Origin of the sequence: Rathayibacter rathayi (genome assembly GCF_004011095.1) — a bacterium.
GTDB classification, from domain to species: domain Bacteria; phylum Actinomycetota; class Actinomycetes; order Actinomycetales; family Microbacteriaceae; genus Rathayibacter; species Rathayibacter rathayi.
Map to the genome: position 1 here is coordinate 1,849,997 of NZ_CP028129.1, position 12,596 is coordinate 1,862,592.

Below are 12,596 nucleotides of genomic sequence, written 5' to 3' on the forward strand. Positions count from 1 at the left end.
GCTCGCGACATCCCGTTCGGCTCGTCGGAACCTCACGGTCCGGCGGGCCGAACCTGTTCTCGCGAGCCGGCGGTGCTCCGAGCGGCTCGACTAGAGGCGCGCAGAAGCGGACGAGTGCGCAGCGTGCTCGTCACGGAGCATCCCGAGCACCTGGGCGCGCAGGTCCTCCGGTGCGGTCTCCTTGCAGGCGCGCTGCACCGCGACGGTCAGGACAACGCCGACCTTCGCCTCGTCGGCGCAGTCGACGCACCCGGCCATGTGCTCGCGGATGTCGGCGGCGTCCTCCTTGCACAGCTCGTTGTGGAGGTACTCCTCGAGCTCGGCCTTCGCCTTCGTGCAGCCGCTGTCGGTCATTTCGTGCTCCCGGAAGTGAATGCGGCGCGGAATCCGCGCTCGCGTGCGTAGTCGGTGAGTCGTTCGCGCAGCATGCGCCGGCCGCGGTGCAACCGGCTCATGACGGTCCCGACGGGGGTCTTCATGATGTCCGCGATCTCCTGGTAGGAGAAGCCCTCGACGTCCGCGAAGTAGACGGCGAGCCGGAAGTCCTCCGGGATCGCCTGGAGCGCCTCCTTCACCGCGGTATCGGGGAGGTGGTCGATCGCCTCCGCCTCGGCCGAGCGGCTCGAGGTAGCCGTGGTCGACTCGGCGCCGCCCAACTGCCAGTCCTCGAGCTCGTCGATCGCGCTCTGGTAGGGCTCGCGCTGCTTCTTGCGGTACGAGTTGATGAACGTATTGGTGAGGATGCGGTACAGCCAGGCTTTGAGGTTCGTGCCCTGCTCGAACTGGCGGAACGCGCCGAAGGCCTTCGCGAACGTTTCCTGCACGAGGTCCTGCGCGTCCGAGGGGTTCTTCGTCATCCGCAGACCGGCCGCGTAAAGCTGGTCGATGAAAGGCAGCGCCTGCTGCTCGAAGAGGGAGCGGAGATCGACGGGAGCCTGGACCGGGGCGTCGTCCAGCGACTCCTCGACGGTCTCCACAATCGTCTGCTCCGCGTCGGCGGGCGCGGGAGCCTCGTCGGCGGGGGTGGTGCGGGGTTCGTCGTCGCGAGTCATCACGAGCGATTCTAGAGCGGCGGCGCGGCGGAGGACCGGGGTTGCGGGTCGCGGACGCCTGCGGGTGGCGGGTCGGAGAGTCGCGGGTGCTGCCGTCATGCTCCGCCTCCGTCACGCTCCTGCCGACGCCCTGCGCGCCGACTATCCTGACAACCGATGGTCTTCTCGCGTTATTCCGCTCCCGAGTTCGATCCGTACGGCGACGCCCGTGCGCTCCCCGGCGACGACGCCTGGCCCGCACCGCTCGCGGCCGGGGCGCTCGACGCGGAGGTTGGTCTCCCCGGATCCAAGTCGCTGACCAACCGCGAACTCGTCCTCTCGGCCCTGGCCGACGGGCCCTCGACCCTTCGGGCGCCGCTGCACTCCCGCGACAGCGCCCTGATGATCGAGGCGCTGCGCTCGCTCGGCACGACGATCCGCGAAGCGGGCACGACCGGTGACTTCGGTCCCGACCTCGTCGTCGAGCCGGCCGAGGAGCTGCTCGGTTCGACCACGATCGACTGCGGCCTCGCCGGCACGGTGATGCGCTTCGTCCCGCCGCTGGCCGGCCTAGCGCTCGGCCCGACGACGTTCGACGGTGACCCGTACGCCGCGAAGCGGCCGATGGGGGCCACGATCTCCTCCCTCCGCTCGCTCGGCGTCGACGTGGCCGACGACGGACGAGGCGCGCTCCCCTTCACCGTGCACGGCTCCGGATCCGTCCGGGGCGGCGACATCGTCGTCGACGCCTCCCGATCGAGCCAGTTCGTCTCGGCCCTGCTGCTGGCCGGCGCGCGCTTCGAGGAGGGGCTGCACCTGCGCCACGAGGGCAGCACGGTGCCCTCGCGTCCACACATCGACATGACGATCGCGGCTCTGGCGGCACGCGGAGTCGAGATCGGCACCCCGGCCGACGGCGAGTGGACGCTCGCGCCGCAGCGGATCGCGGGCGCCGACGTCCTGATCGAGCCCGACCTCTCGAACGCGGCGCCGTTCCTCGCCGCAGCCCTCGTCACGCGCGGCCGGGTCCGCCTGCGGCACTGGCCGACCGCCACGACGCAGGTCGGGGCCCACCTCGAGCGGATCCTGCCGCTGTTCGGCGCCCTCGTCGAGCGCGACGGGGACGACCTGGTGGTCACCGGCGGCAACGAGATCCTCGGCGTCGACCTCGACCTCTCCGAGGGCGGCGAGCTCGCCCCCGCCCTGGCGGCACTCGCGGCGCTCGCCTCCACCCCCAGCACGCTCACCGGCATCGGCCACATCCGCCACCACGAGACCGACCGGCTCGCCGCTCTGGCCGCCGAGATCACCGGCCTCGGCGGCACGGTCACCGAGCTCGAGGACGGCCTGCGGATCGAGCCCGCCGACCTGCACGGCGGTCGCTGGCGCACCTACTCCGACCACCGCATGGCGCACGCCGGCGCGCTGATCGGGCTGGTCGTCCCCGGCGTCGTGATCGAGAACATCGCCACGACCGCGAAGACCCTCCCCCAGTTCCCGGAGCTGTGGACGACCCTCGCCGGATCGGTCTGACCCGTGTCGTGGTGGACGGACAGCGGCCTCGACGCGGACGGCGCTCTCGACGACTTCGACGGCTACGACGAGTCGGACGCGCGGGTGCGGCCGAACCCGAAGGGCACCAAGCCGCGCACCAAGAACCGTCCCGCCTACGAGGACGCCGAGAGCGCGATGGTGCTCGGAGTCGACCGCGGCCGCTACACGGTGATGATCGGCGACGGGACGCCGGAGGAGCACGAGTTCACAGCAGCTCGGGCCCGCGAGCTGCGGCGTCAGGCGATCGTCGCCGGCGATCGTGTCGACGTGGTCGGCGACTCCAGCGGGGACGAGGGGACCCTTGCGCGAATAGTCCGCATCCGTGAGCGCTCCACGCTCCTGCGCCGCAGCGCCGACGACACCGACGCGATCGAGCGCGTGATCGTCGCCAACGCCGACCAGATGCTCTGCGTGGTGGCCGCTGCCGACCCCGAGCCGCGGACCCGGCTGGTCGACCGCTACCTCGTCGCGGCCTTCGACGCCGGGATCACTCCGATGCTCTGCATCACCAAGACCGACCTCGCGGATCCGGCCCCGTTCCTGCGCAACTTCGAGGGGCTCGAGCTGCGCGTGTTCCTCTCGAGCCAGGACGAGCCGCCCGTCGATGAGATCGCCGAGGCCCTGCTGGGCCACGAGAGCGTCGTCGTCGGGCACTCCGGAGTCGGCAAGTCGACCCTCGTGAACAAGCTCGTGCCGGACGCGCACCGCGCCACCGGGCACGTCAATACGGTGACGGGTCGCGGCCGGCACACGTCCTCCTCCACCGTCTCACTGCGCGTGCAACGCGGCGACCGCCACGGCTGGGTGATCGACACCCCCGGCGTCCGCTCGTTCGGGCTTGGCCATGTGAACACCGACAACATCCTCGGCGCCTTCACGACCCTCGCGGTGATCGCGGAGAACTGCCCGCGCGGCTGCACGCACCTGCCAGACTCCCCCGACTGCGCGATCATCGAGACAGTCGAGGACGGCCTGCTGGGCGCCAGCGGACCGGAGCGCCTCGACTCGCTCCAGCGCCTCCTGACCACCTTCGCCACGACCGACGGAAGCAGACGATGACCGACCTCTCCCCCCTCCCGACCGAGGCGCGCCTCGCCGCCGGCGACACCGCTCCCGCCTTCACGCTGCCGAACCAGGACGGGGAGCCCGTCTCGCTCGCGGAGCACCGCGGGCGCCGCGTCATCCTCTTCTTCTACCCCGAGGCGGACACCCCCGGCTGCACCACGGAGGCGTGCGACTTCCGCGACAACGCGGCCTCGCTGCGCGACTCCGGCTATGAGGTGCTCGGGCTCTCGCGCGACACCCCAGAGGCCTTGCGTCGGTGGGCGGACGCGCAGGGCATCACCTACCCGCTGCTGAGCGACCCCGACATGACGGTCCATCGTGCCTACGCGGTCTGGGGCGAGAAGAAGCTCTACGGCAAGACGGTCGTCGGCGTGCTGCGCTCGACTTTCGTGGTCGGGGCCGAGGGCGCGCTCGAGTTCGCTCAGTACGGGGTCCGGGCGACCGGGCATGTGCAGGCACTGCGGAAGAAGCTGAAGCTGATCTGACCCTGGCGCGCGGTGCCGGTCAGCGCGCGCCAAACGCCTCCTGTACCCGTCGTCTCTGCGAGCATCGCTCATGTCGATGAGAGCGGCGCCGTCGGTGCCCCGTCGAGACGAGGGGTAGACAGGGTGCGCACGAGGATTCGCAGGACGCTCGTCGGAGCCGCGATCGCGGCCGTGACCGGACTGCTGGCGGGCTGCACACCACCGGCGCCGCCGCCGCTCACCGCGTCGCGGGTGCTGCAATCGGTGAGCGTGTCCGCTTCGACCGACGGAGGCGTGCGGGCGATCGAAGGAACGGCCCTCGGCGTCGGCGACGACCCATCCGACGCCACCGTCACGACCACCGCCTACGACCCCCACGCCGTCGCTGCCGACCTCCCGGTGCGCATCCGCGCCTCCTGGCGCACCGCCGACGCCTCGGGTACCGATCTGGCCGAGCTCGCAGGCCGCTCCGGTCGGGTCGAGATCTCGCTCGCGATCGAGAATTTGACGGTGCACGCTGAGGAGGTCGGATTCGACGTGGCCGGGCGCGCGGCGAGCCGCTCGGCGCTCGTGGGGGCTCCCTTGACGATCGTCGCCTCGACGGTCCTGCCGGGCGTCTCACCGAGCCGCGTGGTCACCACGAGTGAGTCGGGCGCCGTCACGAACGGCGTCTTGAGCAGCGACGACCGAGGCGACGCCGTCGTGCAGTGGGCGTCCCTCCTCGCGCCGCCCGGCGGAGGCGCGACCGCCACGTTGACACTCGTGGCGGACGTCGCGGACTTCTCCGTCCCGGCGTTCGACCTGGCGGTGCAGCCGGGATTGAGCACCGATCCGACGATCGCGGGTGCCCTCGACGCGGCCTTCGATACCGGAGCCGCCTCGCCGCTCGCGCTCGAGCGTCGCACGATCGAGGTGATCACCTCGGTCGACGACCTGCTCACCCAGGCGGGCACGACCGTCGCCGAAGTACGGACCTCGCTCGACGCGACCTCCGAGACGCTCGGCGTCCGCACGGCAGAGGAGCTGCGCACCAGCAGCGCCTCGACGGCGGCCTCGATGCAGGGCCTCTCCGGGCAGCTCACCACGCTGAAGTCCCAGCTGTCGGAGACAGTCTCGGGCACCGAGTCCGGCCTGCTGCAGCAGCTCTCCCAGGCGATCGACGCGGTCGATGCGATGCTCGGCGACACGTCCGCGGCGGTGCCGACGCCAAAGCTCTCGGGCAGCGGCTGCGCCGTAGCGGTCGAGCGCGGCGGCGGCAGCAGCTCCGGCTCGATCCACTCGGAGCTGCTGCGGCTGACGAGCGAACTCGACGCCTACGGGACGGCCACCGGATCCTGTCGGGACGAGGTCGTCACCGCGCTTCGCAGCGCCGTCGGGCCGGAGGCGCCCTCCGCCGAAACCTGCACCACTCCCTCGATGACCTGCTCGCTCGCCGCCTCCGGCGCTGCCGTTGACGCGGTGCTGGTCGGGCTCCTCACTCGCGGGCAGGAGCTCGTGGACTCGCTGAAGCCCGAGCTGATGGCCGGAGTACAAGCCGAGTACGCCGCGCTCTCGAGCCGAGTTGATGCGACCTCGAGCGCAATCGGCGCTCTCGCGGATCCGAACGGATCCGTCGCGGAGGCCCTCGCGGGGCTGTCGTCGACCCTCGACGGGCTGGACACCGGCACCGGTGAACTCGAGAAGGCGGTCACCTCTGTCGGCAAGGCCGCGACGACCGCGCTCGACGAGCTCGGCACGCCGAGTACCGCGGGCTCGCTGTCGGCGCAGAACCAGGACCTGGCCGATCGGCTCTGCGAGCTGCTGCCCGCCACTCCAAACGCGACGACTCCGACACCGTCGCCGACCCCGCGCCCGACGAGCGCTTCCACCGGAATCTCGCGCAGCTCCGTCGAGGAGCTTCGGGCCTATCTCACCGCGACTCCCTGCTCCGGCAAGGGGCACCTCGACACCCCCAAGGGCTACTCCGCCCCCGTGGCCGACCGGCTGAAGGAGCAGGTTGAGGCGTGGACCTCGGTCGCGTCGACCGTCGGCGACACGGGCGCCGGCGCCGACCTCACCACGCTGCGGACTGCGCTCGCCACGCTCCGCAGCGACGTGGCCGCAGCCGGTGCGACCGCCGGCTCCGACGATGCGCGCCTCACGGGGCTGCTCGCTGCGCTTCGCACCGATGCCGCTGCGCTGACCGCCCGACGCGAGGCACTCGGTGTGCGCGTCGATGCTCTCAGCGCTCAGCAGGACGCCCTCGCTCCGGCGATCGAGCAGGCGTTCGCCGAGGCCGACGCGGCCGCCTCCTCCGCGGTCAGCGCGCTCCTCGACGAGCAGGTGCGGCAGGTGTCGACCCAGTCGGAGGTCGACGCCGAGGCGGTCACCGCGATGTTCGGCCGGTCGGTATCAGGACTGCACGGGGCAGCGGCCGGCATTCGCACGGACGCGGCGGCGACCGTCGATGCCGAGCACCAGGCACTCAGCACCGCTGAGGCCCGCATCGGGGAGGCTGTCTCCGAGCGCACCCGCGATTCGCTCGCGAGGATCGCTACGACCATCGACGCCTCCACCCGCGACACCGACGCAGCCTCCGCTCTGCTCGCCGCCGATCTGCACAAAGTGCTCCTCGACCTGGGCGATCGGAGCGTCGGCGGTTCCGGTCTGCTCGGGTCGATGACGACGAGCGCCGCCAAGGTCGGCACGGCGGACGTGCAGCTCGCCCTCGCCTCGCAGAGCGCTCAGGGCTACGCCGCGGTACGCTCCGAAAACGTCTCCGGAATCCTCCTCACCCAGGCGCAGGAGCGGGCCTCGATTCAGGCCGGGGACGCGCTGCCGGCGTTCCACCTCGAGCTCCCCGACGGCACACGGACGCAGACCGTCTACTCCTTCCGGATCGGGGAGGAGCGATGACCCGCCCCGCGCGCCGTGCCGCGCCGCGTGCCCGACCCAACCGACGAACGATCCTGCTGATCAGCGCGGTGGTCTGCGCACTACTGGCCCTCGGCGGGGTACTTGTCTCGCTCCTCCCCCCGCGATCGGCGCCGACGACCTCGGTCGCCGCGCTCCCCGTCGGCTTCTCCTGCGCCCGGGTGCCCGAGCAACTGAAGCTCGGAGTCGTCGTCTCCCTGAGCGCGGCTCCGGGTGAGGGCGCGGAGTGGAAGGATGCGGCGAACGGAGCCGTCGTTGCCGCGCGCCGGTTCGAGATGGGCGGGTGCGAGGTCGGTCTTGTCGCCGCCGACGATCACGGCACACCCGAGGGAGCGCGTGCCGCGATCGAGCAGCTGGCAGGCGAGCAGGTGTCGGGGATCGTGCTTGCGACCCGCGGAGGGCACACCGGCGCCGCGCTGGAGGCCGCCCGCGCCGCGGGGATCGCCCTCGTCCTCCCCTACGGCGGCGACCCGGCCGGGTCCGGTGACGGTGCCTGGCTGACCGCGCCGGACACCGCGGCGGCGGACGCGGCGCTCGTGGAGGCGGCCGGCGCCGACGCCCGAGTGCTCCTCGTCGATGCCGGTGGTGGCACCCCACACGGTCTCTCGCCCGCTGCGACGGTGACCGCCGATCCGGGGGCCACCGCTGACGCCCTGATCGCTGCCGCGCGGCCTCACCTTGAGGGCACGCAGACGGTGGACCGCGTGGTCGTGTCCGGGCCCGCCGCCGCTCAAGCGGTCGCGGTCGCTGCTCTACAGGCCGCCGGGTCGACCGCGCCCGTCCTCCTCACGCCCGATGCACTCAGCCCCGCTTTCGCCCCCGCGCTCATCGCCGCCGGAGGCACTCTCTCGGGAGATCTCACCACCGTCGGTGCGGACTCGGGTGATGCAGTCGCCCTGCGCGGCGATGAGCGCGGCCGCGCGGCCTCCGCGTTCCTGGGCGCCGTGCGGATGACCGCCGACGACTCCGCGGGGATGACCCTCCTCGGCGATCGTGAGTTCGACGATGTCGCCGCAGTCGCCGATGCATCCAGCCACGACGCGGTGGTTGCGCTGGTAAGAGCCGCGGCCGCAGCGGGCAGCAGCACGCCCTCCGCGGTCACCGCCGCTCTCGCCGGATCCACGGTTGGGCCGGCCGACGGCCTCGTCGGGCCGACGCTCGACTTTGGTGCGGCGAGCGTGCTCACCAGCGCGGTCGTTCCCCTGCACGCGTCGCCGCAGGACCTCGGCCTCCGGCCCACCGACCCGCCACTGCTCTGGTTCGCCGGGCAGACCCGAACCTGAGAGCCCCGATGCGACTCCTTCTCGACCTCGACGACGCCCGCACCGACATCGACCTCGGGCGCTACCGCAGCTCGGCGACCCTCGGCGATCTCGTCGGTGCCGTCACCGGGCATCGTCCGCCGACCGGAACGACGCTCGCCGTCGACTCCGCCCTGCACCCGATCGACACCAAGCTGGTCGACCTGCTTCTGCTCGAGGGAACCCGGATCGCCCGCTCTCCCGAGCCGCGGCCCTCGGCGGTCCGCGGCTGGACCGCCACACTCTCCGGCGGGCTCGGCGCCGGACCCGTGATCGAGATCCCGCGGAGCAGATCGCTCACCGTCGGCCGATCCCCGCACGCCGATATCGTCCTGGACACGGCGAGCGCATCCTGGGAACACTTCTCCGTGACCCGCGAGGGCGATGCCCTGCGCGTTCGGGATACGGACAGCACGAACGGCACGCTGGTCGACGGCGTCCCCGCGAGCGGCGAGGGCGTCCTCGTCACCGACGCCGCAGTCGTGATCGCCGGAGGCGCGGCGCTGATGCTCCGCGCCGCGCCGCGCGAGCCCCTCGCCCCCGAACCGGGGAGCCTGAACAACGTGACCGCGAATGCGACCGTGCCTTTCAACCGGCCGCCGCGGCCAGGGCGACCAGCCACCGCCGAAGCGGTCGTCCCACCCGGCCGCGTCGAGGTCGCGTCCGCCACGAAGTTTAGTGTGATCACCGTCGCGGCGCCGCTGGTCCTCGCCTTCGCGATGGTCCTGATCATGGGCGACGCCCGTTACGCCCTGTTCGCCGCGCTCAGTCCGGTCGCCGGAGTGGGCATGTGGTTCGAGCAGAAGCACCGGCACACCCGAGCGATCCGAACCGAGGAGCAGCGCTTCGGCGAGGCGCTGCAAACGCTCCGTGACGACGTCGCCCGCGCGGCACGTCTCGAGCGGGCCCGCCTCGAGGAGGATGCGCCCGATCCGGCGACGACGATCCGTCGCGCAGCGCTACCCGCCACCTCGCTGTGGCAGCGGCGCGCGACCTCCCCGGACGTGCTCAGCCTGCACATCGGCGTCGGCGATGTCCCGTGGTCTCCCCCACTCGACCAGCGCGGAGTGTCACGGCTCGAGGAGCAGGTGCGCGCGATCCTCGCGGAGAGCATCGTCCCGAGCGCACCCGTGTCGATCAATCTCGCGGACGGAGGTGTCGTCGGCATCGTCGGCGACCGCGAGGGCAGCCTCGCCCTGGCACGGAGCCTGCTCTGCCAAGCAGCCGTCCACTGCGGGCCGGCCGACCTCGCCGTCGGTGTGTTCTGCGATCGGGGACGCGACTCCGACTGGAGCTGGGCCTCCTGGCTCCCCCACACCCGGCTCGTCGGCGGCGAGCGCCGTCTCTCCGACCGGCGCGAGCGCAGCACCGAACTCCTCCGTGGTCTTCGCAATGACCGCGCGCCGCGGGTACTTCTGGTGCTGGACTCGGACGTGCTGACCGAGGGCCGCGACGCTCCCGCACGCGAACTCCTCGGGCTCGGACGCGGTGAGCGCGAGCCCGCGACCCGCATCTCCGGTCTTGTCCTCGCGGCATCGGAGGAGCAGCTCCCCGCCTCCTGCACGGTCGTCGTGCGCGTCGGGGCGGACGCGTCGGCGGTCCTCTCGCGTCCCGACGAGCGGACCACCGTCGAGGATGTGGTGCTCGCCGGACTCACCACCGCCACTGCCGAGCGCTGCGCGCGGGACCTGGCACGCTTCGAGGACCCCGAACTCGTCACCGCCGGCGCGGCTCTGCCCGTGCTCGTGCGGCTCCCGCCGCTCCTGGGAACCGATCATCCGACGGCCGCCGATGTCCGGACGTGGTGGTCGAGCGCCCGAGGTGTCCGTGCGCCCGTCGGAGCCGGGGAGCTCGGTCCCCTCGTGCTCGACCTCGTCGCTGACGGCCCACACGGCCTGGTCGGAGGCACCACCGGCTCGGGGAAGAGCGAGTTCCTCCGCTCCTTCGTCGCCGGCCTGGCCGCCTGGAACGATCCAACGCGTCTCAACTTCGTGCTGATCGACTTCAAGGGCGGAGCGGCGTTCGCGGCCTGCGAGCGGCTGCCGCACACGATCGGCACGATCAGCAACCTCGACGCCCAGCTCGCCGACCGTGCCCTGCGCGCCCTCGAGGCCGAGATGAAGCGGCGTCAGCGGATCTTCGCCGCCGCGGGCGAGGGCATCGACAATCTCGACGCCTACTGGGCCACGTCGCCGGCGGAGCCGATGCCACGACTCCTGCTCGTCGTGGACGAGTTCGCCATGTTGGCGAAGGAGCATCCCGACGTCCTGACCTCGCTGGTCAGCGTTGCGGCCGTCGGCCGGACACTCGGGGTCCACATGATCCTCGCGACCCAGCGACCCGCGGGCGTGGTCAACGATGACATCCTCGCGAACACCAACCTCCGCGTCGCTCTCCGAGTGCAGAGCCGCGACGACTCCGCCAACGTGATCGGAGTCTCGAGCGCTGCCGAGATCTCCCGCTCGCAAACAGGTCGGGCCTACGTGAAGCTCGGCCAGAACGACATCTCCCCGGTGCAGACCGCGCTGGTCACCGGGCGCGCGGAGGCGGCGGCGGTCGAAGCGATCGAGGTTCGGCTGGTCGGATTCACGGGGGTGCCGCTCGAGGAATCCGCTCTGGTCACGGCCGACGAGACGACCCCGACCGATCTCGACCTCCTGATCGACGCGGTGGTGGCCGCGAACGCCGATGCCGCCTTCGCGCCGCCTCGTCCGATCTGGCCGGCGCCACTTGGCGACACTGTGCCCTTCGGCGGATTCGGTGCGGAGGAGTCCGATCTCGGCCGCGTCGTCGACGACGTCCTGCAGTTCGCTCTCTCGGACGACCCGGACCGCCAGCGCCAGGTCGCGACCGGCTGGGACCTCGGCGAGGGGAATCTGCTCCTGCTCGGCATCCCCGGCAGCGGCACGAGCACGGCTCTCGCCTCGATCGCTCTCACCGCGACCCGCCAGTTCTCCCCGAACGACCTCGACCTGTACGTCCTCGATGCCGGCTCCCGCGACGGCGCCCCGCTCGCGCGCCTCCCGCACACCGTCTCCTACGTCGGCGCAGGTGCCGGTGCCCACGAGAAACAAACCCGTTTCCTCCGTCACCTCCGCGACGAGGTGCGCAGGCGCCGGGCGTCACCCGGTGAGCATCGTCGAGCGCTGGTGCTCATCGACGGGCTCGCGACGTTGAAGGACGAGTTCGGCGACTGGGAGGGCCTGGCCCTGATGGAAGCGTTCTCTCGCGCCTACGCCGATGGGCCGGAGCTCGGCCTGCATTTCGCGGTGACGACCAGCCGCGCGAAGGCGATCCCCTCCGTGATGGAGGAGGTGACGACGCAGAAGTGGCTGTTCCGCCTCGCGGATCCGCAGGACTACTCCGTCTCGGGCGTGAAGCCAACGTATGCGCCCGCTCCGGTACCGGGTCGCTGCGTCCTGGTCGCGTCGCTCCTGCAGACCCACGTCGCGACCGCAGCGGTCGGTCTCGACCGGGCGATCGCCGAGGTGGTGGCCCGGTGGCCGGACGCTGGGAGCAAGACGAGCGCGGTCGGCACGCTACCCGAGCGGGTCGCAGTGAGCGCGCTCGGGCTCAACGCCCGCTTCGACCAAGAACCGTGGCTGCTTCCGATCGGTCTGGGCGAATCGGACCTCGCCCCACTGGCCTTCCAGGTGTTCGAGGGTGAGCACATCACCGTCACCGGCCCCGCGCGATCCGGCAAGTCGACCGTGCTACTCGCCCTGGCTGAAGCGGCGCGGGTCGCCGGCTCCGTCGCGGTCTGGGGCGCGTGTGATCGCCGGTCCCCGCTGGCGGGCGCCGACCTCGACCGGCTCGCCGTCGGCGCGGATGAGCTGCGGACTCTTCTCGGGTCGCTTCTGATGGAGGACGGCCCCGTGCTGCTCCTCCTCGACGACGCCGAGCGCTGGGACGATTCCGACCAGTCGCTGCTGCGGCTGATCTCGTCGGGCAGACCGGGCCTCTGTGTCGTCCTGGCCGGCCGATCGAACGACCTGCGTCATCATTTCGGGAACTGGACGAAGAAGGCTGCGGCCTCCCGTTCGATCCTGCTGCTGCAGCCCGACATGGATAACGACAACAATCTCTTCGGTTCGCAGATCCCCCGCCGCTTCCCCGTGCCGCCGACGGTGGGCCGCGGCTTCGTCAGCCTGAACGGCGAGGTCCATTTCGTCCAGTCGGTGTCGCCGACGCCGGCGGACGGCGACGCCTAGACGTACTGAGGAGATTGACACTCCGCGTCTCAGGGAGCTGAAGGCGCTCGGCTCCAT

General features: G+C 71.7%; 8 protein-coding genes. 6 read left to right on the top strand and 2 right to left on the bottom strand.

All coding sequences use genetic code 11. The features are described from left to right. Positions 1 to 90: 90 nt before the first annotated feature. The gene (locus tag C1O28_RS08985) at positions 91 to 354 is read right to left on the bottom strand and encodes a zf-HC2 domain-containing protein (RefSeq protein WP_097165545.1); all 264 of its coding nucleotides are present in this window, start codon (positions 352 to 354) and stop codon (positions 91 to 93) included. Then, positions 351 to 1,052: a sigma-70 family RNA polymerase sigma factor gene (locus C1O28_RS08990; RefSeq protein WP_097165544.1), complete on the bottom strand. Its 702-nt coding sequence runs from the start codon at positions 1,050 to 1,052 to the stop codon at positions 351 to 353. The genes C1O28_RS08985 and C1O28_RS08990 overlap by 4 nt, the downstream gene beginning before the upstream one ends. Before the next feature lie 156 nt (positions 1,053 to 1,208). Between C1O28_RS08990 and aroA the strand changes: the two genes are divergently transcribed. From aroA to C1O28_RS09020, 6 genes are all read left to right on the top strand, one after another. Then, the gene (aroA, locus tag C1O28_RS08995; protein ID WP_097165543.1) at positions 1,209 to 2,564 is read left to right on the top strand and encodes a 3-phosphoshikimate 1-carboxyvinyltransferase; all 1,356 of its coding nucleotides are present in this window, start codon (positions 1,209 to 1,211) and stop codon (positions 2,562 to 2,564) included. A 3-nt stretch (positions 2,565 to 2,567) separates the two neighbouring features. Then, positions 2,568 to 3,644 (top strand): ribosome small subunit-dependent GTPase A, encoded by a 1,077-nt coding sequence (gene rsgA, locus C1O28_RS09000; RefSeq protein ID WP_097165542.1) that lies wholly within the window; start codon positions 2,568 to 2,570, stop codon positions 3,642 to 3,644. Next, on the top strand, positions 3,641 to 4,135 hold the full coding sequence (gene bcp / locus C1O28_RS09005; protein ID WP_097165541.1) for a thioredoxin-dependent thiol peroxidase: 495 nt from the start codon (positions 3,641 to 3,643) through the stop codon (positions 4,133 to 4,135). The genes rsgA and bcp overlap by 4 nt, the downstream gene beginning before the upstream one ends. Positions 4,136 to 4,258: 123 nt before the next feature. Further along, positions 4,259 to 7,009 (top strand): hypothetical protein, encoded by a 2,751-nt coding sequence (locus C1O28_RS15150; protein WP_097165540.1) that lies wholly within the window; start codon positions 4,259 to 4,261, stop codon positions 7,007 to 7,009. Beyond that, the gene (locus C1O28_RS09015) at positions 7,006 to 8,310 is read left to right on the top strand and encodes a hypothetical protein (protein WP_097165539.1); all 1,305 of its coding nucleotides are present in this window, start codon (positions 7,006 to 7,008) and stop codon (positions 8,308 to 8,310) included. Before C1O28_RS15150 ends, C1O28_RS09015 begins: the two co-directional genes overlap by 4 nt. A gap of 8 nt (positions 8,311 to 8,318) precedes the next feature. Then, positions 8,319 to 12,539 (top strand): FtsK/SpoIIIE domain-containing protein, encoded by a 4,221-nt coding sequence (locus C1O28_RS09020; protein ID WP_097165538.1) that lies wholly within the window; start codon positions 8,319 to 8,321, stop codon positions 12,537 to 12,539. Positions 12,540 to 12,596 lie beyond the last annotated feature (57 nt).

What these genes read in the sequence shown, in the direction of transcription:
- C1O28_RS08985 (WP_097165545.1), bottom strand. Translation starts at nt 354, where the DNA reads ATGACCGACAGCGGCTGCACGAAGGCGAAGGCCGAGCTCGAGGAGTAC.
- C1O28_RS08990 (WP_097165544.1), bottom strand. Translation starts at nt 1,052, where the DNA reads ATGACTCGCGACGACGAACCCCGCACCACCCCCGCCGACGAGGCTCCC.
- aroA (WP_097165543.1), top strand. Translation starts at nt 1,209, where the DNA reads ATGGTCTTCTCGCGTTATTCCGCTCCCGAGTTCGATCCGTACGGCGAC.
- bcp (WP_097165541.1), top strand. Translation starts at nt 3,641, where the DNA reads ATGACCGACCTCTCCCCCCTCCCGACCGAGGCGCGCCTCGCCGCCGGC.
- C1O28_RS09015 (WP_097165539.1), top strand. Translation starts at nt 7,006, where the DNA reads ATGACCCGCCCCGCGCGCCGTGCCGCGCCGCGTGCCCGACCCAACCGA.
- C1O28_RS09020 (WP_097165538.1), top strand. Translation starts at nt 8,319, where the DNA reads ATGCGACTCCTTCTCGACCTCGACGACGCCCGCACCGACATCGACCTC.